The organism is Pseudomonas sp. RA_15y_Pfl2_54, from assembly GCF_963971015.1.
Classification (GTDB): domain Bacteria; phylum Pseudomonadota; class Gammaproteobacteria; order Pseudomonadales; family Pseudomonadaceae; genus Aquipseudomonas; species Aquipseudomonas baetica_A.
The window spans coordinates 231,383-257,094 of sequence record NZ_CAXAPN010000001.1 but is presented as its reverse complement, the minus strand read 5'-3'; the positions used below and the strand labels follow the sequence as shown (position 1 = coordinate 257,094).

26 protein-coding genes, 4 tRNA genes and 1 pseudogene are annotated in these 25,712 nt (G+C 59.3%); 12 read left to right on the top strand and 19 right to left on the bottom strand.

All coding sequences use genetic code 11. The features are described 5' to 3' along the window. The 4 genes from AACY50_RS01295 to yacG are packed head-to-tail and all read left to right on the top strand — an operon-like array spanning position 1 to position 2,909. On the top strand, positions 1-1,218 hold the full coding sequence (locus AACY50_RS01295) for a type II secretion system F family protein (RefSeq protein ID WP_339432786.1): 1,218 nt from the start codon (positions 1-3) through the stop codon (positions 1,216-1,218). A 1-nt stretch (position 1,219) separates the two neighbouring features. Then, the gene (locus tag AACY50_RS01290) at positions 1,220-2,092 is read left to right on the top strand and encodes a prepilin peptidase (protein WP_339538057.1); all 873 of its coding nucleotides are present in this window, start codon (positions 1,220-1,222) and stop codon (positions 2,090-2,092) included. Then, on the top strand, positions 2,089-2,712 hold the full coding sequence (gene coaE, locus AACY50_RS01285; protein WP_339432784.1) for a dephospho-CoA kinase: 624 nt from the start codon (positions 2,089-2,091) through the stop codon (positions 2,710-2,712). Before AACY50_RS01290 ends, coaE begins: the two co-directional genes overlap by 4 nt. Then, entirely contained in the window at positions 2,709-2,909 is a 201-nt protein-coding gene (yacG, locus tag AACY50_RS01280; RefSeq protein ID WP_221733559.1) for a DNA gyrase inhibitor YacG, read from the top strand. Before coaE ends, yacG begins: the two co-directional genes overlap by 4 nt. Positions 2,910-2,915: 6 nt before the next feature. Here yacG and AACY50_RS01275 read toward each other — a convergent pair whose 3' ends face one another. From AACY50_RS01275 to AACY50_RS01265, 3 genes are all read right to left on the bottom strand, one after another. Next, positions 2,916-3,131 carry a hypothetical protein gene (locus AACY50_RS01275; RefSeq protein WP_339432783.1) on the bottom strand — a complete coding sequence of 72 codons (216 nt, stop codon included), beginning with the start codon at positions 3,129-3,131 and terminating at the stop codon, positions 2,916-2,918. 65 nt (positions 3,132-3,196) lie between these two features. Then, positions 3,197-3,886, bottom strand: a complete 690-nt coding sequence (locus AACY50_RS01270; protein WP_339432782.1) for an energy-coupling factor ABC transporter permease — start codon at positions 3,884-3,886, stop codon at positions 3,197-3,199. Beyond that, complete coding sequence (locus AACY50_RS01265) at positions 3,883-4,350, bottom strand: FAD/FMN-containing dehydrogenase (protein ID WP_339432781.1); 468 nt, start codon at positions 4,348-4,350, stop codon at positions 3,883-3,885. Before AACY50_RS01265 ends, AACY50_RS01270 begins: the two co-directional genes overlap by 4 nt. Before the next feature lie 130 nt (positions 4,351-4,480). Between AACY50_RS01265 and AACY50_RS01260 the strand changes: the two genes are divergently transcribed. The 4 genes from AACY50_RS01260 to AACY50_RS01245 all read left to right on the top strand — a co-directional run bounded on the left by AACY50_RS01260 (position 4,481) and on the right by AACY50_RS01245 (position 7,218). Then, positions 4,481-5,107, top strand: a complete 627-nt coding sequence (locus tag AACY50_RS01260; RefSeq protein ID WP_003228301.1) for a DUF1780 domain-containing protein — start codon at positions 4,481-4,483, stop codon at positions 5,105-5,107. After that, entirely contained in the window at positions 5,104-5,631 is a 528-nt protein-coding gene (locus AACY50_RS01255; protein ID WP_339538056.1) for an MOSC domain-containing protein, read from the top strand. Before AACY50_RS01260 ends, AACY50_RS01255 begins: the two co-directional genes overlap by 4 nt. 51 nt (positions 5,632-5,682) lie before the next feature. Then, positions 5,683-5,856: a DUF3094 domain-containing protein gene (locus AACY50_RS01250; RefSeq protein ID WP_007909875.1), complete on the top strand. Its 174-nt coding sequence runs from the start codon at positions 5,683-5,685 to the stop codon at positions 5,854-5,856. Positions 5,857-5,919: 63 nt separating this feature from the next. Then, entirely contained in the window at positions 5,920-7,218 is a 1,299-nt protein-coding gene (locus AACY50_RS01245) for an NAD(P)/FAD-dependent oxidoreductase (RefSeq protein WP_221733554.1), read from the top strand. Between the two features lie 166 nt (positions 7,219-7,384). Here AACY50_RS01245 and AACY50_RS28625 read toward each other — a convergent pair whose 3' ends face one another. The 9 genes and pseudogenes from AACY50_RS28625 to rluD all read right to left on the bottom strand — a co-directional run bounded on the left by AACY50_RS28625 (position 7,385) and on the right by rluD (position 14,263). Continuing rightward, positions 7,385-8,248, bottom strand: a complete 864-nt coding sequence (locus tag AACY50_RS28625; protein ID WP_445261462.1) for a methyl-accepting chemotaxis protein — start codon at positions 8,246-8,248, stop codon at positions 7,385-7,387. Then, positions 8,240-9,010, bottom strand: a pseudogene (locus tag AACY50_RS28620) (MCP four helix bundle domain-containing protein); the annotation flags it as partial. The pseudogene AACY50_RS28620 and the gene AACY50_RS28625, both read right to left, overlap by 9 nt. Before the next feature lie 162 nt (positions 9,011-9,172). Continuing rightward, positions 9,173-9,249 (bottom strand) — tRNA-Pro (locus tag AACY50_RS01235). Between the two features lie 98 nt (positions 9,250-9,347). Further along, a tRNA-Lys gene (locus AACY50_RS01230) sits at positions 9,348-9,423 on the bottom strand. A gap of 5 nt (positions 9,424-9,428) precedes the next feature. Beyond that, a tRNA-Pro gene (locus AACY50_RS01225) sits at positions 9,429-9,505 on the bottom strand. Positions 9,506-9,514: 9 nt separating this feature from the next. Then, positions 9,515-9,590 (bottom strand) — tRNA-Asn (locus AACY50_RS01220). Positions 9,591-9,886: 296 nt separating this feature from the next. Next, positions 9,887-12,451 (bottom strand): ATP-dependent chaperone ClpB, encoded by a 2,565-nt coding sequence (gene clpB, locus AACY50_RS01215; protein ID WP_339432778.1) that lies wholly within the window; start codon positions 12,449-12,451, stop codon positions 9,887-9,889. A gap of 130 nt (positions 12,452-12,581) precedes the next feature. Continuing rightward, positions 12,582-13,304 (bottom strand): peptidoglycan editing factor PgeF, encoded by a 723-nt coding sequence (gene pgeF / locus AACY50_RS01210; protein WP_339432777.1) that lies wholly within the window; start codon positions 13,302-13,304, stop codon positions 12,582-12,584. Next, the gene (gene rluD / locus AACY50_RS01205) at positions 13,301-14,263 is read right to left on the bottom strand and encodes a 23S rRNA pseudouridine(1911/1915/1917) synthase RluD (protein WP_003228314.1); all 963 of its coding nucleotides are present in this window, start codon (positions 14,261-14,263) and stop codon (positions 13,301-13,303) included. The genes pgeF and rluD overlap by 4 nt, the downstream gene beginning before the upstream one ends. Before the next feature lie 151 nt (positions 14,264-14,414). On the opposite strand from rluD, the gene AACY50_RS01200 reads away from it, so the two are divergent. From AACY50_RS01200 to AACY50_RS01185, 4 genes are all read left to right on the top strand, one after another. Further along, complete coding sequence (locus AACY50_RS01200) at positions 14,415-15,431, top strand: outer membrane protein assembly factor BamD (RefSeq protein ID WP_339432776.1); 1,017 nt, start codon at positions 14,415-14,417, stop codon at positions 15,429-15,431. A gap of 125 nt (positions 15,432-15,556) precedes the next feature. After that, complete coding sequence (locus AACY50_RS01195; protein WP_339432775.1) at positions 15,557-15,799, top strand: PP0621 family protein; 243 nt, start codon at positions 15,557-15,559, stop codon at positions 15,797-15,799. Beyond that, on the top strand, positions 15,789-17,378 hold the full coding sequence (locus AACY50_RS01190; protein WP_339466289.1) for a sensor histidine kinase: 1,590 nt from the start codon (positions 15,789-15,791) through the stop codon (positions 17,376-17,378). The genes AACY50_RS01195 and AACY50_RS01190 overlap by 11 nt, the downstream gene beginning before the upstream one ends. Next, complete coding sequence (locus AACY50_RS01185; RefSeq protein ID WP_339466273.1) at positions 17,375-18,721, top strand: sigma-54-dependent transcriptional regulator; 1,347 nt, start codon at positions 17,375-17,377, stop codon at positions 18,719-18,721. Before AACY50_RS01190 ends, AACY50_RS01185 begins: the two co-directional genes overlap by 4 nt. A 127-nt stretch (positions 18,722-18,848) precedes the next feature. Here the strand turns inward: AACY50_RS01185 and thiO are convergent, their stop codons facing one another. Genes thiO through AACY50_RS01150 form a run of 7 tightly spaced genes read right to left on the bottom strand, consistent with a single transcriptional unit; the run spans position 18,849 to position 25,611 of the window. Then, a complete protein-coding gene (thiO, locus tag AACY50_RS01180) occupies positions 18,849-19,949 on the bottom strand; it encodes a glycine oxidase ThiO (RefSeq protein WP_339432773.1) in 1,101 nt (366 codons plus the stop codon). Positions 19,950-20,006: 57 nt separating this feature from the next. Further along, a complete protein-coding gene (locus AACY50_RS01175; protein ID WP_221730090.1) occupies positions 20,007-20,408 on the bottom strand; it encodes a type IV pilin protein in 402 nt (133 codons plus the stop codon). Positions 20,409-20,423: 15 nt separating this feature from the next. After that, positions 20,424-23,504 carry a pilus assembly protein gene (locus AACY50_RS01170; protein WP_339538054.1) on the bottom strand — a complete coding sequence of 1,027 codons (3,081 nt, stop codon included), beginning with the start codon at positions 23,502-23,504 and terminating at the stop codon, positions 20,424-20,426. Beyond that, the gene (locus AACY50_RS01165) at positions 23,491-23,931 is read right to left on the bottom strand and encodes a pilus assembly PilX family protein (protein WP_339432819.1); all 441 of its coding nucleotides are present in this window, start codon (positions 23,929-23,931) and stop codon (positions 23,491-23,493) included. Before AACY50_RS01165 ends, AACY50_RS01170 begins: the two co-directional genes overlap by 14 nt. Positions 23,932-23,981: 50 nt before the next feature. Then, positions 23,982-24,695 carry a PilW family protein gene (locus AACY50_RS01160; protein ID WP_221730093.1) on the bottom strand — a complete coding sequence of 238 codons (714 nt, stop codon included), beginning with the start codon at positions 24,693-24,695 and terminating at the stop codon, positions 23,982-23,984. Next, a complete protein-coding gene (gene pilV, locus AACY50_RS01155; RefSeq protein ID WP_339432771.1) occupies positions 24,692-25,141 on the bottom strand; it encodes a type IV pilus modification protein PilV in 450 nt (149 codons plus the stop codon). The genes AACY50_RS01160 and pilV overlap by 4 nt, the downstream gene beginning before the upstream one ends. After that, positions 25,138-25,611 carry a GspH/FimT family pseudopilin gene (locus AACY50_RS01150; RefSeq protein WP_221730095.1) on the bottom strand — a complete coding sequence of 158 codons (474 nt, stop codon included), beginning with the start codon at positions 25,609-25,611 and terminating at the stop codon, positions 25,138-25,140. Before AACY50_RS01150 ends, pilV begins: the two co-directional genes overlap by 4 nt. Positions 25,612-25,712: the final 101 nt, after the last annotated feature.

The following is a 25,712-nucleotide window of genomic DNA, read 5'->3' as shown; positions in this document are numbered from 1 at the left end:
ATGGCGGGCAAGGCAGCGAAAATCAGCGTCTACGCCTGGGAAGGCACGGACAGGAAAGGCAGCAAGATCACTGGCGAATTGAGTGGACAGAATCCCGCGCTGATCAAGGCGCAATTGCGCAAGCAAGGTATCAACCCCGGTAAGGTGCGCAAGAAATCAGCTGTCCTGCTGAGTTTCGGCAACCGCATCAAGGCCCGGGACATCGCCCTGTTCACCCGGCAAATGGCAACCATGATGAAGGCCGGCGTCCCTCTGCTGCAGTCGTTCGACATCATCGGCGAGGGCTTTGAAAACCCGGCCATGCGCAAACTGGTCGACGACGTGAAACAGGAAGTCGCTGCGGGCAACAGTTTCGCCAACGCCCTGCGCAAAAAGCCGCAATATTTTGACGAGTTGTATTGCAACCTGGTGGACGCCGGCGAGCAGTCCGGCGCCCTCGACACCTTGCTCGAACGCGTCGCGACCTATAAAGAAAAAAGCGAAAGCCTGAAAGCCAAGATCAAGAAGGCCATGACCTATCCGACTGCCGTGGTGCTGGTGGCTGGGGTCGTGACCGGGATCCTGCTGGTGAAGGTGGTGCCGCAATTTCAGTCGGTGTTCGCAGGCTTCGGCGCCGAACTGCCGGCCTTCACCCTGATGGTGATCAGCCTCTCGGAATTCATGCAGCAATGGTGGTGGGCGGTACTCGGCGCACTGGTGGCGGCGGTGTTCGGCACCCGCCATGCGCTGAAAAAATCCCAGGGTTTGCGTGACCGTCGAGACACCTGGCTGCTGAAGCTGCCCTTGGTCGGCACGATGATGTACAAATCCGCCGTTGCGCGTTTCGCCCGAACCCTGTCAACCACATTCGCTGCCGGTGTGCCGCTGGTGGAAGCCCTCGAATCGGTGGCAGGTGCCACCGGCAACGTGGTGTTCAAGCGTGCGGTGCTGCGGATCCGCCAGGATGTTTCTACCGGCATGCAGCTGAATTTTTCGATGCGCGCCACGGGCGTCTTTCCAAGCATGGCGGTGCAGATGACGGCGATCGGCGAAGAGTCCGGCGCACTGGACGACATGCTCGCCAAGGTCGCGGGGTTTTACGAGGACGAAGTGGACAACATGGTCGACAACCTCACCAGCCTCATGGAGCCGTTCATCATGGTGGTGCTCGGGGTAATCGTCGGCGGTCTGGTGGTGGCCATGTACTTGCCAATTTTCCAACTCGGCTCAGCGATCTGACATGCCTATCGACGAACTGTTTGCCCTGTATCCGCCGGCCTTTGTTTTCACTGCGCTGCTGCTCGGGCTGGTGGTCGGCAGCTTCCTCAATGTGCTGATCTGGCGCCTGCCGAAAATGCTCGAGCGTGATTGGCGCCAGCAGGCTCAGGATGTACTTGGCCTGCCCGGCGAAACGTCACGGCCGGCCTACAACCTCATGCTGCCTCACTCCGAGTGCCCGCATTGCGCTCATCGAATTCGCCCGTGGGAGAACATTCCGCTGCTCAGCTATCTGTGGCTGCGCGGACGCTGTTCTGCGTGCGCCGCGCCGATCAGCAAACGCTATCCGCTGACCGAACTGGCCTGCGGCCTGCTCTCGGCGTTCATCGCCTGGCATCTGGGTTTTGGCTGGCCGGCGTGCCTGTTGATCTTTCTGACCTGGGGCTTGCTGGCGATGAGTCTGATCGACACCGAGCACCAATTGCTGCCCGATGTGCTGGTACTTCCGCTGCTGTGGCTTGGGTTGATCGTCAACAGCTTCGGGCTGTTCGTGCCGTTGCACGACGCACTGTGGGGCGCGGTGGCCGGGTATATGGCGCTGTGGTCGGTGTTCTGGCTGTTCAAGCTGATCACCGGCAAGGACGGTATCGGTCACGGTGATTTCAAGCTGTTGGCGTTGCTCGGAGCGTGGGGGGGCTGGCAGATTCTGCCGCTGACAATTCTGCTGTCATCGCTGGTGGGCGCAATCATCGGCGTGATTATGCTGCGTCTGCGTCAGCAGAAAACCTCGACGCCGATCCCCTTCGGCCCCAATCTGGCAATTGCCGGCTGGATTGCCTTGCTCTGGGGTGGTCAAATAACCGACTTCTATTGGCAGTTTGTCGGTTTGAAATGAATACCCCTGTGGAAAAACCCTGGATTCTCGGCCTGACCGGTGGCATCGGCAGCGGTAAAAGCGCCGCGGCGCAGCACTTCATCGACCTCGGCATCCATGTGGTCGACGCCGATCACGCGGCGCGCTGGGTGGTTGAACCGGGGCGCCCGGCGCTGGCCAAGATCGCCGAGCACTTCGGTGCTGGCGTGCTACAGGCTGATGGAACGCTGGATCGCGCCGCCCTGCGCAAGCTGATCTTCGAAGTCCCCGAAGAACGCCGCTGGCTCGAATCCCTGCTCCATCCGTTGATCGCCGAGGAAATCGCCCATCATCTAGCGCTGGCAAAATCGCCCTACGCGATTCTGGTTTCGCCGTTGTTGATCGAATCCGGGCAATACGCGATGACTCAGCGCATTCTGGTGATCGACGCCCCGCAACAACTGCAAATCGAACGCACCTTGCAGCGTGACCAGACCAGCGAACAGCAGGTCCAGGCGATCCTCAAGGCCCAGTCGAGCCGCGAAGACCGCGTGAGCCGTGCCGACGACGTGGTGGTCAACGACCGCGACCTCGCCTGGCTGCACAGCGAGGTCGAGCGTCTGCATGACTTTTACCTGACTTTAAGTGGAGGCCAATCATGAGCCAGATCCCAACCGTAGAATGCCCAACTTGCGGCGCGCCCGTTGAATTCACGCCTGAGAACACGTTTCGGCCGTTCTGTTCCGATCGCTGTAAACTGATCGACCTCGGCGCCTGGGCATCCGAAGAACACAAGATTCCGGTCGCCCCGGATGCCGAAGATGAACTGTTTTCCGGCGACTTCGACCCGCGTCACTGATCCCGCTCAGGGCCGCATGAAACCGTAGTCCTGATCGTCGTCGAGGTTCTGCGCCAAAAAGCGCAACTCGTCGGCCAGGTCTTCGGCGTTGCGCACGGTCTTGCTCTGTTGCACCACTGCGCTGAGCAAGGCGCGCAGGCTCAAACCCGGATCGAACCCCACCTCCTGCGCCATCTCCAGACTCTGCCGGGTCTCCTGTCTTGCCCACTCGTAAACACTCATGCTGCTGCTCCTGAAGGGATTTGCACGAGCATGAAATTTCCCGCGTGTGGCGGGTTTGATATGGATCAAGATTTGGGATCGTCGTCCTTCCACGGCGCCGAAAGGTAGCGGGTGCGGTTGAATGTCTCCAGCCATTCCGGGCAGAACACCACCAGCGCACTGATGACCATGCCGTTGATGAATGCTTCGGGGAAGATGATCAGCCACACGTAGCCAATGAAGTCCTCCAGCCACTCTGGCATGGCAAAGAGGCCGTCGTACCAGAGCAACGTCAGACTGAACAGCAGGCACATCAACGCCGACAATGCCGCCGCCAGAAACCCGGAACAGAAGATGTAAACAAATGGATTACGCGGCTGCGCACGCTCGACGAGGATCGCCACGCACTCAGTGACCAGCACGGGCAGCACTATGAACAATGCGCCGTTGACCCCAAGCGCTGCGAGGTCCTGACGCCCGAGCAGCACCAGGCCCACTTGCGCCACTAGCCCGCCGACAACCGCCAGCGGCCAGTCCAACAGCAACGTCACCGCTGTCATGCCGATGAAGTGATAAGACACTCCCGTGTCAAAATCCCTGCGCACCAGCCACAACAGAAACAGCGCGAACACGGTGCCGAACAGCAAATGCTGACGGCGGCGATCGCTGAACAATTCGACCCAAGGTGCGCGAAAGATCGCCCAGAGCAGCACCGGCAAATAAATCAGCCAGCCCAGTACCAGGCTTCCAGTGGACAGCACCTCGGCGCCGATCATGGCCGCGCGTTCTCCAGTGCCTCGCGCAGTCCGGCGGCGTTGGCATATTCATGCTGTTCAAGCAATCGGCGATCCTTGAGTTGCAGCCACAACACCTGACCCTCTGCGCCGGGATAGCGTGACGCAACCCGACCCTCGCGATCGAGCATGACCCGATAGCTGTAGTCACGCATGGCGGGCACAGCGAACATCCTGGCAATCAGCGTCGGCATACGCTGGATGTCGGCAACGAATACCGCGTGACGCGCCTCCAGATAGCCCTTGGGCTGATCCTTCAGCGCTTCCTTGATCAGTTTGGCGCCCTCCATGTCCCGGGCCACCAGCAGCGTCGTGGTTGTGTTGTCGAGCGTGTATGCCTGATCGTTCTGATCCAGCAACGTCCAGGGGGCGAGTTGCTCGCCGGTCTCAAGCGCATGAGCCAACAGCGGAACAAGAGCGAACAACAGTAACCAGCGTGATTTCACGTTCAATCCCCTCGGTTTACGTTCAATGGACGATTTCCGTCAGTCTACACCGCCCATCCAGACTGCCCACTGACGCACTTTGCCACGCAAGGCTTTCTGCTTGTCGCATTTGAACGCTAAGCTTGGGCCTATGGATGACTCAGATTATTTACGCCTGCTGACCATCGCGGCCGAGCAAGCCAACGCGTTCCTGTCCAATGCCCGCAAATGGGAGCGTGAGCGTTGGGTTTGCCAGCGCCTGCTGCAAGGCCTCAACATTCCCTACCGCGCCGACGAGTTCGCCCCGGCCGGCGAACCACCGGACGTGCTGTTTCGTGATGCCAATTTCGAGGTGTTCTTCGTTCTGGATGAAGGCCGGCGACTCAACGATGAATGGCGCGATGAATTGCAGCGTCGACGCAGTGCGTTCTCCCTCAGCCAACTGGTGCGCCGCGAGGCCAAGCCGCGACGAATTCCAGCCAATGAATTTCTGCTCAGACTGGCGCCGACCTTGCGCAAGAAAGCCCACAACTACAAGGAACGCGGCATGGATCTGGGCGAACTGGACATCATCGCTTTCGCCAGTCTCAAACGCGAGGTACTGGACCTCAACAGCCACTTTCCGCCCCCCACCGAATATTTGCGCCAAGGCTGGCGCTCGTTGTCCCTCGTCGGCCCGACATTCGCCCGCGTGCTGTTCGCGCACCCCGATGCTCCGGATTTTCTGCGCAGCAACCTGGGCCGTAGCATCGTTTTCGACGTAGGAATCAGCCTGTGACGCCACTTCAACAATTGATCGCCGACGTACCGCAAACCGGCCGTGTGCGCTGGATCGGCGTGCGACCGGAATCCCGTGGGCCGATGATCGAACTCGATGCCGTGGAAGCGCGACTGGAGGCCGGACTGACTGGCGATCACGCTCGCCCCGGCATCCGCAACGCGCGGCAGGTGACGTTGATCCAGTGGGAGCACCTGGCGGTGATCAGTGCCTTGATGGGCCGCCCGGCGGAGCAACCGGTCAAGCCTGAAGATCTTCGGCGCAATCTCGTTATCAGCGGGATCAACCTGTTCAGCCTCAAGGGTCGGCGTTTTCGCATGGGTCAGGCGATTTTCGAAACCACTGGCTGGTGCCAGCCCTGTGCGCGCCTGCAGAACAACCTCGGCCCGGGCACCTTTCAAGCGGTGCGCGGGCATGGCGGAATCACCGCACGAGTGTTACAAAGCGGAATCATTCGCCTCGACGATGGCGTGTCCGTCGAACCTGTTCCGGACAGCGGCTATGCTGCGTTCAACCCCGGTTGAAAACCGCTGTAGCTTCTGCACATTCAGCAACGTCTATCTGACGAGGCCATTATGACCAGCCGCCTGAACCCCGAAGACCAGAAACATGTCGAAGAGTACCTGCAACTGTCCCAACACCGAGTCGAGCGCCGGCCTTTCCGGCCGTGGATGCTCCTGGTGCTGGTATTGGCAGTGACCATTGGTCTGGGCCTGCTGAGCCGATTTATCAGTTACCTGACGCTATGAGCTGCATCGCGCTCGCTCGGGTAACCGCACCGATTTCCTTTAAAAACCTTGCGAGTTATCCCCATGTCCCATCGTATTGTTATTGTCGGCGGCGGCGCCGGCGGTCTGGAGTTGGCTACCCGTCTGGGTAAGACGCTGGGCAAGCGCGGCACGGCCAGTGTGATGCTGGTCGACGCGAACCTGACGCACATCTGGAAACCGCTGTTGCACGAAGTGGCCGCCGGATCGCTGAACTCTTCCGAAGACGAACTCAACTATGTCGCCCAAGCCAAATGGAACCACTTCGAGTTCCAGTTGGGCCGCATGAGCGGGCTTGATCGCACACAGAAGAAAATCCAGCTGGCCGCGACCTACGACGAAAACGGCATCGAACTCGTGCCTGCGCGCGAAGTGCAGTACGACTCGCTGGTGATCAGCGTCGGCAGCACCACCAACGATTTCGGCACTGAGGGCGCAGCGCAGCACTGCCTGTTCCTCGACACCCGCAAACAAGCCGAGCGTTTCCACCAGCAACTGCTCAACCACTATTTGCGTGCGCACGCCGGGCAAACCGATGTGGTCGAGCAGATCAGCGTGGCGATCGTCGGCGCTGGCGCCACGGGCGTCGAACTGGCGGCAGAACTGCACAACGCCGCCCATGAACTGGCAGCCTACGGGCTGGACCGGATCAAACCGGAAAACATGCACATCACCCTGATCGAGGCTGGGCCACGGGTGTTGCCGGCCCTGCCGGAACGCATCAGCGGGCCAGTGCACAAGACCCTGGAGAAACTCGGGGTCAATGTGATGACCAACGCCGCAGTCAGCGAAGTGACGGCGGACAGCCTGATCACCGCCGACGGCAACGTGATCAACGCCAGCCTGAAAGTCTGGGCAGCCGGCATTCGTGCACCGGGCTTCCTCAAGGACATCGACGGCCTGGAAACCAATCGCATCAATCAACTGCAGGTGCTGCCAACCCTGCAGACCACCCGCGACGAGAACATCTTCGCCTTCGGTGACTGCGCCGCGTGCCCGCAACCGGGCTCCGACCGCAACGTACCGCCACGCGCGCAAGCCGCGCACCAACAAGCGTCGCTGCTGGCCAAATCGCTGAAACTGCGCATCGAAGGCAAGACCCTGCCGGAGTACAAATACACCGACTACGGCTCGCTGATCTCGCTGTCGCGTTTTTCGGCTGTGGGTAACTTGATGGGCAATCTGACCGGCAGCGTGATGCTCGAAGGCTGGCTGGCGCGGATGTTTTACGTGTCGCTGTATCGCATGCACCAGATGGCGCTGTACGGGCCGTTTCGCACGGCGATGCTGATGCTGGGCAGCAAGATTGGCCGCGGGACCGAGCCTCGCCTGAAACTGCATTGATATAAAAACCTGTGGGAGCGGGCATGCTCGCGAAGGCAGTGGATCAGTCGGCCAATGTGCTGGCTAATAGACCGCTTTCGCGAGCAAGCCCGCTCCCACGGGGTTTGTGTTGAGCGAAAGATGAGGTGCCTGACTGAGCTCACCACCGTTCTTTGCGCCGGCCAACTTACAACTGGAATCGCCGCACCATGCCCTGCAAGGCATTGGCCAGTTGCGACAACTCAAGACTGGCAGCGCTGGTCTGGTCGGCTCCGGCAGCGGAACGTACAGAAAGGTCGCGAATATTCACCAGGTTGCGATCCACCTCCCGCGCCACCTGAGCCTGTTCTTCGGCGGCACTGGCAATCACCAGGTTGCGCTCATGGATCTCATGCACCGAAGACGTGATGGTTTGTAGCGCCTCACCCGCACGCTCAGCCAATGTCAGCGTGGTCGTGGCTCTCGCGGCACTGGCCTGCATCGAATCGAGCGCCAGGCTCGAACCGTTGCGCATGCCTTGCACCATCTGCTCGATCTCTTGGGTCGATTGCTGCGTACGATAAGCCAGCGCTCGCACCTCATCGGCGACGACAGCAAAACCTCTACCGCTCTCGCCTGCCCGTGCCGCCTCAATGGCCGCATTGAGCGCCAGCAGGTTGGTCTGCTCAGCAATCGCCCGGATCACGTCCAGCACTTTGCCAATGTCCTGCGATTGGTTGGCCAATGACAGCACCAGATCCCCCGTGTGTTGCACATCGCCGACCAGCGCATTGATGGCACTGGCAGTTTCACTGACCCGCTCTTGCCCCAGATGCGCCGATTCACTGGATTGCCGGGTGGCGTCAGACGTCGACACCGCGTTGCGTGCAACCTCTTCCACGGCCGTGGTCATCTCATTCACAGCCGTCGCTGCCTGCTCAATTTCGTTGTTTTGCTGTTGCAGGCCTTGTGTGCTGTCGAGCGTCACCGCACTGAGCTCGTCGGCAGCGGTCGCTAACTGCGTGGCCGAACCGCTGATCCCTTGCAGGGTTTCGCGCAGGTTCTGCTGCATGGTCGCCAACGCTTTGAGCAAGCGGCTGACTTCGTCGTTGCCGTGGGTCTCGATGGGGCGGGTCAGGTCCCCTTGCGCCACACTCTCCGCGGCGCTGACGGCGCTACTTAGCGGGCGCACGATGCTGCGGGTGAGCAACATCGCCAACGCAACGGTCGCCAGTGCCGCCAGAGCGATGAACACGCTAACGATCATTCGCGACGCTTCATAGTGCGCTGCAGAGTTCTGGCTTTCGACGGCAACTTGTTTGGCGAACAGATCCGCCAGGTCATTGAGTTGTTTGCCGGAGCCGTCGACCACGGTTTTCATATCGACCAGCAGCAGCTTGGTCAACTCGTCCCGCTTGCCCTGTTCTGCAAAGGTGAAGGATTGTGCAATGCCGTTACGGTAAGCCGCGAAGGTCTTTTTGAACTGCTCATAAATCTGCTGGCCTTCAGGGGTGGTGACCAGTTTGTCGTAGGCGGCGATTTTCTCGCTCAACTCTTTGTCACGGATGTCCATCTGGCCGCGGTAAGTGGCGATGTTCTTCGGATCCTGATCCAGCGCCATGCGCAAAGAAATGGTGCGAATACGCAACATCAGCTCGCGAATTTCGTCCCCGCCACGAATACTCGGCAACCACTGATTTTCTACCGCAACCTCACTGTCGCGAATACTCGACATCTGTCCGAGCGCAAACACCCCAAGCAATGCCACCAGTACCGCGATCAGGGCAAAGCCCAATGCTGCTCGAGGAGCAATATTCAACTGACGAAGCAACATGACGAGCGCCCTTATTCTTGTAGTGGTCAGAATCAAGGGGCAAAGCAATGGCAGCCCCTCTTGTTAGCGGGCTATCGGCAAGTTGTACGATGACTTGAAGGGATTTGTCTTTCGTGAAGGCAAAAAAAATCCCCGTATCTTTCGATACGAGGATTTTTAATATGGTCGGGGTAAGGGGATTCGAACTCCTGACATCCTGCTCCCAAAGCAGGCGCGCTACCGGACTGCGCTATACCCCGGTAAAAAAAAGGCGATCCTTTCAAAGATCGCCTTCTTCGATCAGCGCTTTTGGCCTCTGATCTTAAGATTCGATCCCAGCGCTAACTGGTTTCAAAAATGGTGGGTCGTGTGGGATTCGAACCTACGACCAATTGGTTAAAAGCCAACTGCTCTACCAACTGAGCTAACGACCCAAAAATGGTCGGGGTAAGGGGATTCGAACTCCTGACATCCTGCTCCCAAAGCAGGCGCGCTACCGGACTGCGCTATACCCCGGTTTGAAATTGGCTCCGTGACCAGGACTCGAACCTGGGACCCAATGATTAACAGTCATTTGCTCTACCGACTGAGCTATCACGGAACTACATATTTCAATTTACAACGGTGAAACTTACAGCTCTTAGACCCTTGTTCACATCGCTGCGTTCGTGTGTCTGAGGCGCGCTATTCTACAACCTAGATCACCTCTGTCAACCCCCTAAATCGCTTTCAAGTTAATGATTTGCAACTTATTTCAGATTTCTGCTCAGTGAGCTGAAACCTTGTGGGTGACTGACTGCGGGGCGCACTTTACAAGCCTTTTCCTTTGAGTTCAACAGCCTGGCGAAAAAAAGGCCTCGCAAAGCGAGGCCTTCCTTATTTCATTGACGCTGCCGCTCAGTTGAAAACGATTTCGTCGTCCGCAACGGTACCGGTTGCCGTGTCCCCCGGCATGAAATGCCCCGAGAGGATCAATTGTGCCAGCGGGTTTTCGATCCAGCGCTGGATCGCCCGTTTCAAAGGTCGCGCGCCGTAGACCGGGTCGTAACCGACGGCAATCAGCTTATCCATCGCTTGCGGACTCAGCTCCAGCTTCAATTCGCGCTCGGCCAGACGACTGCGCAGACGGCCCAACTGAATCTCGGTAATGCCCGCGATCTGATCCCGCGCCAAAGGCTCGAAGATCACCACTTCGTCAACCCGGTTGATGAACTCCGGACGGAAGTGACTGGTCAGCGCATCCATCACCGCCGCACGTTGCGCCTCACGATCACCCACCAGCTCCTGGATCTGCACTGACCCCAGGTTCGACGTCATGACGATCACGGTATTACGGAAGTCCACCGTACGACCGTGGCTGTCGGTCAGGCGACCATCCTCAAGCACTTGCAGGAGGATGTTGAACACATCCGGGTGCGCTTTCTCGACTTCGTCCAACAGGATCACCGAGTAAGGCTTGCGCCGTACCGCTTCGGTCAGATAACCGCCCTCTTCGTAACCGACGTATCCCGGTGGCGCACCGATCAATCGTGCCACGGAATGTTTCTCCATGAACTCGGACATGTCGATCCGCACCATCGCCTCTTCGGTATCAAAGAGGAATTCAGCCAGCGCCTTGCACAGCTCGGTTTTACCGACACCGGTCGGGCCGAGGAACATGAACGAGCCACTCGGGCGATTCGGATCCGACAACCCGGCGCGGGAACGCCGAACGGCATTGGCCACCGCCACGACCGCTTCGTCCTGGCCGATCACACGCTGGTGCAACAGGCTTTCCATCTTCATCAGCTTGTCGCGCTCGCCTTCGAGCATTTTCGACACGGGAATGCCGGTCCACTTCGACACGACTTCAGCGATTTCTTCCTCAGTCACCTTGCTGCGCAGCAACTGGTTTTCGCTCTTGCCGTGCTGATCGACCATTTGCAGGCTGCGCTCCAGATCCGGGATCACCCCGTACTGCAACTCGGCCATGCGGTTCAGGTCGCCTTTACGGCGCGCCGCTTCCAACTCCTGACGGGACTGTTCGATCTTCTGCTGAATCTGTGCAGAACCCTGTACCTCGGCTTTTTCCGAGTTCCAGATTTCTTCCAGATCCGAATACTCACGCTCGAGACGGACAATTTCCTCCTGAAGTTTTTCCAGGCGTTTCATCGCGGCTTCGTCGCTTTCTTTCTTCAGTGCCTGCGATTCCACCTTCAACTGAATCAGGCGGCGCTCCAGACGATCCAGCACTTCCGGCTTGGAATCGATCTCCATACGGATGCGGCTGGCGGCCTCGTCGATCAGGTCGATGGCCTTGTCCGGCAGTTGCCGATCAGTGATGTAGCGATGGCTCAGCTTGGCCGCTGCGATGATTGCACCGTCAGTGATCGCGACCTTGTGGTGAACCTCGTAACGCTCCTTGAGGCCACGCAGGATCGCGATGGTGTCTTCTTCGCTTGGCTCATCCACCAATACTTTCTGGAAGCGCCGTTCGAGGGCTGCGTCCTTCTCTATATATTGGCGGTACTCGTTGAGCGTGGTCGCGCCGACGCAGTGCAACTCGCCGCGAGCCAGCGCTGGCTTGAGCATGTTGCCAGCATCCATTGAGCCTTCGCCTTTACCGGCGCCGACCATGGTGTGCAGTTCGTCGATGAACAGAATGATCTGCCCTTCCTGCTTCGACAGCTCGTTAAGCAGCGATTTCAGGCGCTCTTCGAACTCACCGCGGTACTTGGCACCGGCAATCAATGCGCCCATATCCAGCGAGAGCAGACGCTTGCCCTTGAGGCCGTCCGGCACTTCGCCGTTGATGATGCGCTGGGCCAGGCCCTCGGCAATCGCGGTTTTACCCACACCGGGTTCACCGATCAGCACCGGGTTGTTCTTGGTACGGCGTTGCAGAACCTGAATGGTGCGACGAATTTCATCGTCACGACCGATCACCGGATCGAGCTTGCCTTCTTCGGCACGTTTGGTCAGGTCGACAGTGTATTTATCCAGCGCTTGACGCGACTCTTCATGGTTGGCGTCGTTGACCGCGTCGCCACCGCGCAGGTTGTTGATCGCGTTCTCCAGCGCTTTCTTGCTCACGCCTTGGCCAAGCAACAACTTGCCGAGCTTGCTGTTCTCATCCATCGAGGCGAGCAGCACCAGCTCGCTGGAGATGAACTGGTCGCCCTTCTGCTGAGCCAGACGGTCAGCCTGGTTGAGCAGACGCGCCAGGTCCTGCGACATGTTGACGTCGCCGGTGGGGTTCTGGATTTTCGGTAATTGGTCGAGCTCTTTGGTCAGCTCTTTACGCAAGCTATTGATGTCAAAGCCCACCTGCATCAGCAGAGGTTTGATCGAACCGCCCTGCTGCTCAAGCATGGCTTGCATCAAGTGCGCCGGCTCGATGGCCGGATGATCATGGCCGACAGCCAACGATTGGGCGTCGGACAAGGCCAACTGTAATTTGCTGGTTAAACGGTCTATACGCATGGGTCACCTTCCTTTTGAGCAGGCCGGACCTGAAAACCATCCTGAATGAAGAAACCTGCCAGATACCACTGTAGATGCGGTCGATTCTGCGAGATTCAAGCGGCGGAGAGTTGATGCAGGTCAGGCAAGTCTAGCGGGTGAGCCAAACCAGGGAGGCAAAGCGACCCGTGCGCGACGCACGGCGGTAAGAAAAGAAACGCGGATCGGTCACGGTGCAGAAATCGCCGCCGTAAACCGCAGTGACACCACGAACTGCAAGACGCAGGCGGGCCAGCTTATAGATGTCAGCCATGAACTTGCCCGCATTGTGGCTCGGGACAAAGGCTGTCGCCGCTTCGGGCAGTTGATCGATAAAGACCTCCCGCACTTCCGGGCCAACTTCAAACGCTTGCGGGCCGATGGCCGGACCGAGCCAGACCAGCACCTCTTGTGCCGGGACATCGAGCGTATCCAGCGTGGCTTCGAGCACACCGGCCGCCAGACCACGCCAACCGGCATGGGCCGCTGCAACGCGGGTGCCGGCGCGATCACAGAAAAGCGCCGGCAAACAATCGGCCGTCATTGCCGTGCAGGCAATACCGGGGGTTGCCGACCAACTGGCATCAGCCGTTGCAACCACGCCCGGATCAGCATGCGCCACGCAAATGCCGTGAACTTGCTGCAACCAGGCAGGCTTTATAGAGAAGTGATCAGTCAGACGCCGACGATTTTCGGCAACAGCCTCCGGGCGATCATCAACATGATCGCCCAGATTGAGGCTGTCGAACGGTGCCTCGCTGACACCACCCTCGCGGGTGGTGACACAGGCCCTGACGCTGGCCGGCGCAGGCCAGTCCGGCGTCAGCCAGTTCATCCGACGAAAGCCTCGCGATCCTGCTTGAGCAGGGTCAGCAACCAGACGAAGTCTTCCGGCAGCGGCGATTCCCAGCTCATGCGCTCACCGCTCGTCGGATGATCCAGTTCAAGGAAGCGCGCATGCAGGGCCTGACGCGGGAAGTGCTTGAGCGACTCGACCATGGTCGGGTTTGCGGCTGGCGGAATGCGGAAACGACCGCCGTACGCCGGGTCGCCGACCAACGGGAAGTTGATGTGCGACATGTGCACGCGGATCTGGTGGGTACGGCCGGTTTCCAGTTTCACCCGAACGTGGGTGTGGGAACGGAAACGCTCCAGCACGCGGTAGTGGCTGACGGCAGGCTTGCCGCCTTCCATCACCGCCATGCGCTGGCGCTGCTGGCCGTGACGGCCGATCGGGGCGTTGATCTTGCCACCGGCGGTCACCACGCCAATCACGATGCACTCGTAGATGCGGCTAACGCTGCGGCTCTGCAATTGTGCAACAAGCTTTGTCTGCGCCTGAATGGTCTTGGCCACCACCATCAAACCGGTGGTGTCCTTGTCCAGACGATGCACGATACCGGCGCGCGGGACATTGATGATGTCCGGCACGTGGTGCAGCAAAGCGTTGAGCAAAGTGCCGTCGGCGTGACCGGCAGCCGGGTGCACCACCAGGCCCGCAGGCTTGTTGATCACCAGAATGTCGTCGTCTTCATAGACGATGTCGAGTTCGATGTCCTGAGCGATCCACTCGCCCTGGGCTTCCTGCTCGGCAGTCAGCTCAAGGATGGCACCGCCATGCACGATGTCGCGAGGGCGGATGACCGCCCCGTCCACAGTCAGGCGACCTTCTTTGATCCAGGCGGATAGGCGCGAGCGTGAGTGCTCAGCGAAGAGTTGGGCGGCGACTTGATCGAGGCGTTGGCCGCCCAAATCGGACGGCACCTCTGCGCGAAGTTCAATTTTATCGGACATGCTCTGACTGGGCGTCGGCACAGCCTTTGGTTTCGGCTGCGCGCTTGTGGTTAAATACGGCGTCTTTTGCCCCGAGGCTTTTCAACGGGGCGCTCATCATAACAGGACGGCCCCGCCCAAGACAGCGGCCGTCATAGGGACGCAAGCCGCCATGCAAGTGAAACACCTGCTGCTGATCGCCATCCTCGCATTGACCGCTGCTTGCTCATCGAAGGAAGTCGTAGACGAAAACCTCAGCGAAGCCGAGCTGTATCAGCAGGCTCAGACTGACCTGGACAACAACAGCTACACCAGCGCCACAGCCAAGCTGAAGGCTCTGGAGTCGCGGTATCCGTTCGGTCGCTACGCCGATCAGGCACAGCTGGAGCTGATCTACGCCAACTATAAAAACGCCGAGCCGGAAGCTGCAAAGTCCGCTGCCGAGCGTTTCATTCGTTTGCATCCGCAGCACCCGAACGTGGATTACGCCTACTACCTGAAAGGTCTGACGTCTTTCGACCAGGACGTCGGCCTGCTGGCGCGCTTCCTGCCGCTGGACATGACCAAGCGTGACCCGGGCGCTGCCCGCGACTCCTACAACGAGTTCGCCCAGCTCACCAGCCGCTACCCGAACAGCCGCTACGCGCCGGACGCCAAGCAGCGCATGATTTACCTGCGCAACCTGCTGGCGGCCTACGAAATCCACGTCGCCGACTACTACCTGACCCGTCAGGCCTACGTTGCTGCGGCCAACCGTGGCCGTTATGTCGTGGAGAACTTCCAGGAAACCCCATCGGTCGGTGACGGCCTGGCGGTGATGACCGAAGCCTATCAGCGTCTGCACCTGGACGAACTGGCGGCCACCAGCCTGGAAACCCTGAAGCTCAACTACCCGAACCACCCGAGCCTGCAAGACGGTCAGTTCGTGCCATCGGTCGCCGAAGCCGACAACCGTTCGTTCCTGAGCAAGGCGACCCTCGGTCTGATCGAGTCGCGTCCACCGCTGCCGCCAGGCGAGACCCGCGCCAACCAGGACGTACAGAAGCAGTTCCAGGACGCCAAAGACGCGATCCCGAACGAGCTCAAGCCTAAAGACGAAAACGGCGACGTGATTGAAGAGCCGGAACCTGAGTCGAGCAACAGCGACCGTTCGTGGTTCAGCTACATGACTTTCGGCGTGTTCGACTGATCACACCGGATGGACAAAAAGGGAGATCTTCGGATCTCCCTTTTTCATTACCGCGCTTTAATAGGCTGTGCGCTTGTCAGGTCCTTGGCTAAACTGCCGGATCATCAGTCGGAAAGCCGCTCATCATGTTTCGTTTATTGTTCTGGATCGTCCTGATATTTGCTGCGGTATGGCTGTGGCGCAAATTCAAGGCATCCGCCTCGTCCACACAATCTCCACGCTCGCCTCGCGAACAGGATGCCGCACCAATGGTGCGTTGCGCCCATTGTGGCGTGCACCTGCCCCGCGACCGCGCGCTGAGCGTTCAACAACAGTGGTATTGCAGCCAGGCTCACCTTGAGCAAGGCCCAGGCCCCAGTGATCGCTGAGGCCGCCAACGCCAACAGCAAACAGGCTCAGCGTCTGCTGCGCCTCTATCATCTCTACCGTTTAAGTGTCGGCATCACGTTGGTGCTGTTGATCTCCAGCAACATGGACAACCGTCTGCTGACGTCGGCCAACGACGATCTGCTGCGCGGTGGCAGTTGGCTGTACCTGATCCTCAACATTCTGCTCGTGGTGTTTCTGGAAAACATCCGCCGCCCCGCGCAACTGTTCAGTCTCGCGCTGGTCGACGTATTACTGCTGTGCGGCCTGTTCTATGCAGCAGGTGGCGTTGCCAGCGCCCTGGGAAATTTGCTGATTGTCTCGGTGGCCATCAGCAATACCTTGCTACGACGACGCATCGGTCTGCTGATCGCCGCCATTGGGGCTCTCGGTATTGTCGGCCTGAGTTTTGTGCTGAATTTCAGCCATCCCCTGAGCGCCAACGAATACCTGCAGGCCGGCACTCTCGGCGCCCTGTGTTTTGCCGCGTCTCTGTTGGTGCAAGGACTGGCCCGGCGCTTGGAAGTCAGCGAAACACTGGCCGAACAGCGCGCCAGCGAAGTGGTAGGCCTGGAAGCCCTCAACGCGTTGATCCTGCAACGCATGCGCACCGGGATTCTGGTGCTCGACGAGCAACGGCGGGTACAACTGGCCAACCACAGCGCCCAGACGTTGCTCGCGCAAGCCCGTCTTCAAGGCCATTTGATCGACGACTACTCGCCGGCGCTGGTCGATCGCCTGCAACTGTGGATGAATAACCCGACCCTGCGCCCGCAGAGTCTGAAAATTCCCGGCAACGGTCTGGAGTTGCAACCGAACTTCATTGCACTCGAGCAAAGTCCGAACCAGCAAACCCTGGTGTTCCTCGAGGATCTGGCGCAGATCGCCCAACAGGCCCAGCAACTCAAACTCGCCGCCCTCGGGCGCTTGACTGCCGGCATCTCCCACGAGATTCGCAATCCGCTGGGCGCCATCAGTCATGCCGCGCAGCTATTGGGTGAATCCGAGGAACTCGACAGCGCGGATCGGCGTCTGACGCAGATTATTCAAGATCACTCCCAGCGCATGAACCGAGTCATCGAAAACGTCCTGCAACTGTCCCGCCGCCAGCAAAGCGCCCCCCAACGGCTGGAACTCAAGCCGTGGCTGGAAAACTTCGTCGCCGAAAGCCGCGAACAGGCCACCGAGCGCCAGCAGATTCATCTGCGAATCAACTCGGGTGACTTCACCACCCTGATGGACCCCAACCAACTCACGCAAATTCTCGACAATCTGTTACGCAACGGTTGGCGTCATAGCGCCTTGCTGCATGATCAGGCCGAGGTCTGGCTGGCACTGTTCATCGACGCCGATAGCCAGTTGGCGACACTCGAAGTGCAGGACAACGGCCCCGGCGTGCCGCCCGATGAACAGGCGCACCTGTTCGAACCCTTCTTCACCACCAGCAGCCAAGGCACCGGCCTTGGGCTTTATCTGTCCCGTGAGCTGTGCGAAAGCAACCAAGCGCGCCTAGACTTCAAACCACGCCAAGGCGGCGGCTGCTTTCGCATCACCTTTGCTCACGGACGGAAACAAAGTTGAACACGAGCCCACGGCAAAAAATCCTGATCGTCGACGACGAACCGGATATCCGCGAACTCCTGGAAATCACCTTGGGACGGATGAAACTCGACACCCTCAGCGCACGCAACTTCAGCGAAGCCCGGACGCTGTTACACAGCGAGTCGTTCGACCTGTGCCTGACCGATATGCGCTTGCCCGACGGTACGGGGCTGGAACTGGTGCAGCACATCCAGCAACGTTACCCGCAACTGCCGGTGGCGATGATTACCGCCTACGGCAGCCTGGAAACGGCGATCAACGCCCTCAAAGCCGGCGCGTTCGACTTTCTCACCAAACCTGTCGATCTCACTCGCCTGCGCGAACTGGTCGGCACGGCCCTGCGCATGCCTGCCTCTGGCGGACTCGGAACATCGATTGATCGACGCTTGCTGGGCGAATCGCCACCGATGCGCAACTTGCGCAAACAGATCGACAAACTCGCCCGCAGCCAGGCGCCGGTGTACATCAGTGGCGAGTCCGGTAGCGGCAAGGAATTGGTCGCAAGACTGATTCACGAACAAGGACCACGCGCCAGTCAGCCATTCGTGCCGGTGAACTGTGGGGCGATTCCTTCGGAGCTGATGGAAAGCGAATTCTTCGGTCATCGCAGAGGCAGCTTTACCGGCGCCGTCGAGGACAAACCCGGGTTGTTTCAAGCTGCGAATCGCGGCACGTTGTTCCTTGATGAAGTGGCGGACTTGCCTCTGTCGATGCAGGTAAAACTGCTGCGGGCGATTCAGGAAAAAGCCGTGCGCAGTGTTGGCGGCCAGCAGGAAAGCGTGGTCGACGTGCGGGTTCTTTGCGCCACACACAAAGATCTGGAGGCGCAGGTTACGGCCGAGCGTTTTCGTCAGGATCTCTATTACCGGCTAAACGTGATTGAACTGCGCGTACCGTCCCTGCGCGAACGACGCGATGACATTGAAGTGCTGGCCAGTCATATGCTCAAGCGCCTGGCCAGCGGCAGCGGCCAACCGGCGGCACGCTTGCACCCACAGGCCTTGGAAGCACTAAAAAGTTACCGGTTTCCGGGGAATGTCAGGGAACTGGAAAACGTCCTCGAACGCGCGCACACATTGTGCGAAAACCGAGTGATCGAGGTGGGGGACTTGCGACTGAGCGAAGGGAATTGCGCGGCCGAGAGCGGCCTTGCCGACCTCACGCAGATCGACAATCTTGAGGATTATCTGGAGAACGTCGAGCGCAAACTGATTTTGCAGGCGCTGGAGGAAACCCGCTGGAACCGCACGGCGGCGGCGCAGCGCTTGAGTCTGTCGTTTCGTTCGATGCGCTATCGCCTGAAGAAGCTCGGTCTGGATTGAGGCCCCTTCGCGAGCAGGCTCGCTTCCACAGGTTTAGAGGGTGTACATGAATAGTGTGGACAGCAAGCCCCCTGTGGGAGCGGGCTTGCTCGCGAAAGCGGTAACGCAAACGCCAACGAATACCTGACTAGATACGGCCTTCAGGTGCATACGGCGCCGGATCAATAATCGGCGTCCGTCCCAGCATTACATCGGCAAACAACTGGCACGACGCCGGTGCCAGCACCAGTCCGTTGCGGTAATGACCGCAGTTGAGCCACAACCGATCAAACCCCGGCACCCGGCCAATATAGGGAATACCTTCCGGCGATCCCGGACGCAACCCTGCCCAATGCCCGACCACTTCGGCATCCGCCAGCGCCGGCAACAACTCAACCGCCGAAGCCTTGAGGCTTTCGAGCGCCACGTCGGTCGGTGTCTTGTCGTAGCCCTCGTGCTCCAGCGTACTGCCGATCAGGATATGCCCGTCGCGGCGCGGAATCGCATAGCGCCCTTTGGCCAGCACCATGCTTGGCAGAAAATCCGCTGCGCACTTGTACAGAATCATCTGGCCTTTGACCGGCTCGACCGGCAGCGTCAGGTCCAGCGTCTTGAGCAAATCACCGCTCCATGCGCCCGCCGTCAGAACCACTTGATCGCCCGCGATCAGCCCATTGGATGTCTCGACACCCACGACGCGCTCACCCTCGCGAACAAATCCGCTGACTTCACATTGTTCGTGAATGGTCACGTTTGGCAGCGCCAGCAGCGCCGCTTTCAGCGACTTGACCAGCCGTGGGTTCCTGACATTGGCTACATCAGCCATGTAGATCGCCCGTGAGAAACCTTCACCGAGCACCGGCACCGCTTCGTGGGCAGCCGAGATATCCACAGCCTGCAGCGGACGGTTTTCCCGTTTGGCCCACGCCAGCGCTTCGGCCTCGTCATCGAGATCCAGCCAGTACAAGCCCGTAGTATGCACCTGGGGATCAACCCCGGTATCGGCGAACAAGCGCTCGCCCAGCTGTGGATAAAAATCCTGCGACCAATGCGCCAGCGCGGTAACGGCCGGGCTGTAGCGCCACGGATACAGCGGAGAAACAATGCCGCCGCCAGCCCAGGACGATTCCTGGCCGACGTTCGAGCGATCCAGCAGCACCACGCTGCGCACTTCGGAGGCGAGATTGTAGGCGGTTAGCAGGCCAATTACCCCGCCACCGACAATCACCACTTGCTGTTGCCTGGTCATGTTTGATCCAACCGTAAAAAAGACAGTGGGCGCAAAAGGCACCCTGAGAAAAGCGCTTCAGCGGCCCCAGCAATCCTTGGTGGTCAGCCCGGTAGTCGCGTTGTTCATGCTTCTGACACCGGTGTTGGTGAGGGTGAAGTCCCCGCACTTGTCGGTGGCCATGGCCGTGCCCGTTTTACGGGTGGCGGTCAGCAGGAAGGTCTGGTCAGCAATGGTCGGCGTGACGGTGTAGAAATCGTTGCCTGTGCTGAGCCCGGTAATGCCGGTGTAGACATTGTTCTTGGTGTAGAAACGCTCGAGGGTCTGCGCCTGCTCCGACAACAGCGATACCACCTCGGCACGGCGGCCCTTTTTCACGTACTCGGTGAGGCTTGGATAGCCGATGGTGATGACGATCCCGATGATCGCAATCACGATCATGATTTCGATCAGGGTAAAACCTCGGTTGAATCTGCGCATGCCTCAAACTCTCACTTACTGTATTTGTCGCCACATGATACGACGGCTGCCGCCGCCGGATTTTTCCACCAGGGTAGTCACGCCACCACTGGAGTCACTCACGATCTTGCGCGTTGCACCGTTGACGATGGCATTCAGGGTCGGGATACCGCCGGTAAACACAACGCCACTGGAAATCGTGTCGTTGCTGTCGACCACACCATCGGCGTTGGTATCGAGCACCGCGTAGTTAAGCATCTTACCGCTGAACGCATCGAGTTCGACCAGTTTGCCAGTGCCGAAACTGGCACAGGGATCGGAGGTATCGACGCTCGCCGTGGTGAAGATGATCCGACCGAGCACCAGGCTGGCCTGATTGATCACCCGCTCACCGGTCAGCGCGTTGTTATACACCAATGGCAGATACCAGCCTTTCTCCCCCGGATAAGTCGTGTCGTTCTGGGTGGTGGTAATGAATTGCCCGGAACTGCCGGAGAATACGCCCGTGACGGCCTGCGCCCGCAAACTACTGACAGTGAGTTGCCCCGAGCCACCATCGGCATCCCACACCGAGTAGAACGCCTGCAAATCCTTGTTGGTCTTATCTGCCGTTTCGTTGAATTTACCGGTACCGACGAAAATCTGTTTGCCGCCCAGCGCGTTGTCTGCCAGCAACGGTTGCGCGGTAATCGGCTGAGTCGATCCACCTGCCGTGGTGAACAACGGTTTGCCGGAAAATGCTACACCCCAACTGCTGGTCGACATCGCGCTCAAATCGAACTTCCACAATCGCCCTTTCAAGTCGCCGCCATAGGCAGCCTGCACCACATTGGACGAGTTGACCTTGAGTTTCACCGAGGACAGACCGTTAGTGGTTTCTGTACTGTCGATCACGATTTTCCTGATCAACGATCCATCACGCACATCCAGTACATACAAGGCGGCCACCCCGGAGTTGCTGCCATAACCGTTGGCAATGAACGCCGCCCAGCGCCCATCGGCCAAGCGTGCCACTTCCGGTCGGGCATAGGCGTAACCCAGATCATTAAAAGCGTTGGCGGTGCTGGCGGTGGCCGGTGCGCTGACTTCCCACAGAGCGCGTAAAACGTTGCCCGCAGACGCGTCAAACAGTTGCAGCGCATAGAACGTCTTGCCAGCGGCACCGGTGCCACCGATGGCCAGGGTTTTCCAGGCGCTGTTGAGTTGGGCGTCATACACGCCGACCTGACCGTCGACCAGAAACTTGTGGCTGACACCGTTGATGTAAGTCGGATCGGCAATAAAGCGCAGCGACGGCAACACACTGGACGGCATGTAGGCGTAGCGCCGAGTGCCGTTGGCCGAGTTGATGACGTTGACGAAACCGTCGTTGGCATTCACCACAAGGCTGGCGTTCATGTTCGCCGCTTTGGTGGTCAGGTAGGCGCTGTAAGTGGTGTCGCCGGACAGGTCTGAGGCGGTTTTATCTGTTGGCGACGCCAGCACCAGTGGCGAGTTGATGATGTCGCCCAACAACACACTGCGAACCTTGAACCCGGCCTTGTTGGTCCCTTTGCTCCATTCCACCAGATCGTTACCCGTCATGCCGGTGGGCAGGCCCTGACTGAGTGTCGTCTGTTGTGTGGCGGAAAAGTTACCGTAGAACAGCGTTACAGCGGCATTGCTGGATGTGTTCCAGGATTGGTAAATCGGCGCCGTAGCCCCCGGCACGATGGTCGTGTCAGTGGTCCAGAGTGTCGCCGACGTGTTCACCGTCCCGGCCGCTGTGAAGCCAAAGGACTTGATCGTGCCGCGCCAGTCCTTGGGGTCGTAGCTGGTCTGGAAATAGCTGGTGCCGCTGGCGAGTGTAGTGCCGCTGGTGACACCGCTGCCGCCGGAGCCGGCCTTGGACGTAATATCGCTGAGCGCCGACGACAATGCCGCGTTCAGCCCAGTGCTGTCGGTCGCTTGATAGTACTTGCCCTGTCCGTAACTGGCCGCATCGGAGAGCATCTCGTTGTCAGCGGTGAACCCCACGGTGTAGGTGTTCATGTTCTGTTTGGGAAAATCCACTGCATTCCAGCTCTTGCCCGCCGCGTCCGTACCGGTTGAACGCATGTCGATGTCAAAAGCGAATTTGGCGATGTCATCCAGATAGAGTGTGTCGCCCTCATCGTCGCCATTGAGGTTATTGCCGTCATTGTTGACGCCATCCCAGTTCGGTAAACGGCTGCCGCCTAACGGATCGTTGGTCGGGAAGGTACGGTCGAATGTCGGCAACCCGTCAGTGATCACCACACCGTAATTTTTCTGGCAGCGATAGTGGATCGGGCTGGTGTAGGTGCTCGGCGAATTGTTGTAGTACGGCGTCATACCGCGCATGTAGCGGGTGACTTCGTAATAGGTTTCCGCCAGCGGCGTGTTCGCCACAGCGCTCAGTCCGTTGATCGAGGAGATCAGAGCGTTGTAGTTGCTGTCGGCCTGGGCCTGGGTAACGCTGCCGGTCACCGGTGACAGATCGCTGATGGTGCGGGCGATGTAACCGCCATTGCCTGAGTTGTTGCTGGTGACCGGGTTGAACGTCGACAGGCCAATGCGCAGTGTACGATTGCTGGTCACCAGAGCTGTCGATACGTTGCGCGCGACGTTGATCCGGTAGTCGTTGGGAATCGCTCCGGTGGTGAAGTCACGGTTACTGCCGCTGGCCAGGCCGACCACGTAGGAAATGTAGTCTGCTGAGTATCGCGTGTTGCCACCACCCACCGGATCCGGCAATTTCAGGCAAAGCGGCGTCAGACTGTTGTTGTAAAACGCATACGCTCCGCCGGAGCACCCGGATGTCGACAGGCTCGACAAAAATACTGTGTTACCGCTGATCTCCGTCGAACTGAAGCACAACCCGAAAAAACCGTTGCACTGTAGTGCCGGTGTGCGGTCAACGGCAGGATCGAATCCCGGCGCATAAATGATGCTGTTCATGCTTCCCGAGTCGTCGATAAGCAGCATCACATTCGGCGCTACTGCTGCAGCGCTCAACAGCGGCGAGTCGGATGGTGTGAACGCATAGACCGGTGTTGCCAAATAGAAACCCAGCAGCATGCCGAACAGCAGCGATGCGCAGCGCTTAATACTTCGCATAGACACTCTCCACCACACTGCGCGAAGTGCCGGCAATGCCGACCGCGGTCACCCGATAAAGCGTTGCCGAGGTGTTGCTCGGCACGTTGACGGCGGTCAGCGTCGTGCCGATGTTCTGCACGCCATAGAAGCCGTTACCGGCGGTGATCCAGGTCACGCCCGATGTCGAATTGAACCCGGCCGCACTGACCACCGATGACTCTGCCGGCGGCGCACATTGTGTCGTGCCGCTGCACACTGCCAGCGTATAGGTATCGAGTTGCACCGCACTCTCACCCACCCGCAACGCGGCTTCAGCGGTCTGGAACGATTGATTGCGCAGGCTCACACTGCCCGCCATTTTTTCCTGAAGGGTGGCGCTTTGCATCGACGAAAGGCCGATCATCGTCAGCAACAACAGAAACACCAGGCTGACCAGCAGCACCATGCCGCGTTGCGCCTGACGTTGATGGAAAGAAATCCTCACAGGAGCAGCCCTCACTGCAAGCGGTTGCGGACAGCCGCAACCACGTTGAAGGTTTGATCGGCCACCCGTTTGCTCGGGTCGTTGAGGGTCAGGCTCAAGCGCACGCTGCGGATCCGTGCTGGATCACCGGGGTTGGTACTGTAAGTCGAAGCCGCCACATCGGTGGCTGAACTGGCCAGACCGAAAGTCACGTTGAAAGCGCTGACGTTATTCACCAACACTTGCTGAGCAGGTGTGCCGCTGCCGGTGCCCATCAGAATCTGATTGTTGCTGAAACTGTAGAGCAGACGGCGAATCGGGAAAGCGATCTGCCCGGTCGCCGGGCTTCGCAAACCGGTGTAAGCCGTTGCGCTGTTGCGGCAATCGGAGAGCACTGTCCAGGTCGGTGTGCCGCCGCTGCCGCCGATGTCGGCCGTGACCAGCGTCAGTTTCAGGTTCGCGTTGTCCCAACTGATCGGCGTGATCTGCGCCGCACTGAAATCCCCTGACGTGCTGGCGTCGGTGATCGTGCCAAGGCAGCCAAACATCCCGACCATACGGATTTCCTGAATCATTTTGCTCAACACGAAACGCGCATCTTCCTGCATGGCAGCGGCACTGTTCTGGCTGACGTAGGTATTCTTCGCGGCAATGAAAGTCTGAACCACGCCCAACACCACAATCAGCCCCAGTGCCAGGGCGACCAGCATCTCGATCAGGCCAAAACCGCGGTTGTGACGCTTCATGGCGTGGCCACCGGATCGACCGCAGCGCGACTGGTCAGCACGAAACTGCGTTGAGCGCTGGCCGTGTTGGCTGCCCGCGCGTCACTCCAGGTGATGGTGATGGTGTAAACCCGCTGGTTGAGCGTGATGCTACCGGTCGCCGTCGGCCCGCCGAAACCGACGATGTTGGTGGTGAAATCGTAGAGATCCTGATCGCGGGCGACGCTGAGGTTGCCCGACGTCGGTGGCGTGACGGTGTAGTCGGCGCCGGAATTGGCGCGGATACGGTCCATCATGTCGTAGGCAATGAAACTGGCCTGACTGGTCATGCGCGAGCTGTCGGTGTACTTCAGGGCATTGAGTTGCACGGCCGCCGCCCCCAACAGCCCGACCGTAAGAATCAACAACGCGACCAGCACTTCGATCAGCGTCATGCCCTCCTGTGCGTTTTTACTCCCTGCCCTCATCCGCAACTTCCACCCAATTGAATTCGTCCGTTCAAACACACATTCAGCGTCCTGCTTTGCGTTCCCAAGGTGTAACTGAAGACCACCGCCGTCGATGGCGCGGCCAGACCGCCGAGATTGTTGAAGTCCAGTGCGGTCACCCCAGAGGTTAGCGCCAGAGTTGCGCCGCTGCTCATGGCTGGAACAACCCGCAACACATTGGCCGAAGTGCCAGTACTGTCGTAGACCGACAGTTCGCCGGTCCAGGCATTGCCCCCGGCCGTCGGCCGCAGCCGCGTCGTCACGCCCCGATCAATCGCTTCCAGTCGTGCGAAATTGATCGCTCGTTGCAGGTCGCCCATTTCGGTATCGGCCCTGCTGCCCTGTATCGAACGGGTAAACGCAGGCACCGCCAAAGTGATCAGGGTTACGAATATCGCGACCGCAACCAGCAACTCGATCAGCGTGAAACCTTTTGTACGAAGATCCATCGTTGCCCTCCGTTGCCGTCAGCTATACCTGCTTCTACACGCTAGAACATTCAACCGACCTGTGTCGGTTGATTTGCCCTGTGCGGCGCACGGATCGCCCC

Excerpts from the sequence above, each read along its gene's own strand:
- AACY50_RS01295 (WP_339432786.1), top strand. The coding sequence starts at position 1 with ATGGCGGGCAAGGCAGCGAAAATCAGCGTCTACGCCTGGGAAGGCACG.
- AACY50_RS01290 (WP_339538057.1), top strand. The coding sequence starts at position 1,220 with ATGCCTATCGACGAACTGTTTGCCCTGTATCCGCCGGCCTTTGTTTTC.
- coaE (WP_339432784.1), top strand. The coding sequence starts at position 2,089 with ATGAATACCCCTGTGGAAAAACCCTGGATTCTCGGCCTGACCGGTGGC.
- yacG (WP_221733559.1), top strand. The coding sequence starts at position 2,709 with ATGAGCCAGATCCCAACCGTAGAATGCCCAACTTGCGGCGCGCCCGTT.
- AACY50_RS01275 (WP_339432783.1), bottom strand. The coding sequence starts at position 3,131 with ATGAGTGTTTACGAGTGGGCAAGACAGGAGACCCGGCAGAGTCTGGAG.
- AACY50_RS01270 (WP_339432782.1), bottom strand. The coding sequence starts at position 3,886 with ATGATCGGCGCCGAGGTGCTGTCCACTGGAAGCCTGGTACTGGGCTGG.
- AACY50_RS01260 (WP_003228301.1), top strand. The coding sequence starts at position 4,481 with ATGGATGACTCAGATTATTTACGCCTGCTGACCATCGCGGCCGAGCAA.
- AACY50_RS01250 (WP_007909875.1), top strand. The coding sequence starts at position 5,683 with ATGACCAGCCGCCTGAACCCCGAAGACCAGAAACATGTCGAAGAGTAC.
- AACY50_RS01245 (WP_221733554.1), top strand. The coding sequence starts at position 5,920 with ATGTCCCATCGTATTGTTATTGTCGGCGGCGGCGCCGGCGGTCTGGAG.
- AACY50_RS28625 (WP_445261462.1), bottom strand. The coding sequence starts at position 8,248 with ATGCAGCAGAACCTGCGCGAAACCCTGCAAGGGATCAGCGGTTCGGCC.
- clpB (WP_339432778.1), bottom strand. The coding sequence starts at position 12,451 with ATGCGTATAGACCGTTTAACCAGCAAATTACAGTTGGCCTTGTCCGAC.
- pgeF (WP_339432777.1), bottom strand. The coding sequence starts at position 13,304 with ATGAACTGGCTGACGCCGGACTGGCCTGCGCCGGCCAGCGTCAGGGCC.
- rluD (WP_003228314.1), bottom strand. The coding sequence starts at position 14,263 with ATGTCCGATAAAATTGAACTTCGCGCAGAGGTGCCGTCCGATTTGGGC.
- AACY50_RS01200 (WP_339432776.1), top strand. The coding sequence starts at position 14,415 with ATGCAAGTGAAACACCTGCTGCTGATCGCCATCCTCGCATTGACCGCT.
- AACY50_RS01195 (WP_339432775.1), top strand. The coding sequence starts at position 15,557 with ATGTTTCGTTTATTGTTCTGGATCGTCCTGATATTTGCTGCGGTATGG.
- thiO (WP_339432773.1), bottom strand. The coding sequence starts at position 19,949 with ATGACCAGGCAACAGCAAGTGGTGATTGTCGGTGGCGGGGTAATTGGC.
- AACY50_RS01175 (WP_221730090.1), bottom strand. The coding sequence starts at position 20,408 with ATGCGCAGATTCAACCGAGGTTTTACCCTGATCGAAATCATGATCGTG.
- AACY50_RS01170 (WP_339538054.1), bottom strand. The coding sequence starts at position 23,504 with ATGCGAAGTATTAAGCGCTGCGCATCGCTGCTGTTCGGCATGCTGCTG.
- AACY50_RS01165 (WP_339432819.1), bottom strand. The coding sequence starts at position 23,931 with ATGGTGCTGCTGGTCAGCCTGGTGTTTCTGTTGTTGCTGACGATGATC.
- AACY50_RS01160 (WP_221730093.1), bottom strand. The coding sequence starts at position 24,695 with ATGAAGCGTCACAACCGCGGTTTTGGCCTGATCGAGATGCTGGTCGCC.
- pilV (WP_339432771.1), bottom strand. The coding sequence starts at position 25,141 with ATGAGGGCAGGGAGTAAAAACGCACAGGAGGGCATGACGCTGATCGAA.
- AACY50_RS01150 (WP_221730095.1), bottom strand. The coding sequence starts at position 25,611 with ATGGATCTTCGTACAAAAGGTTTCACGCTGATCGAGTTGCTGGTTGCG.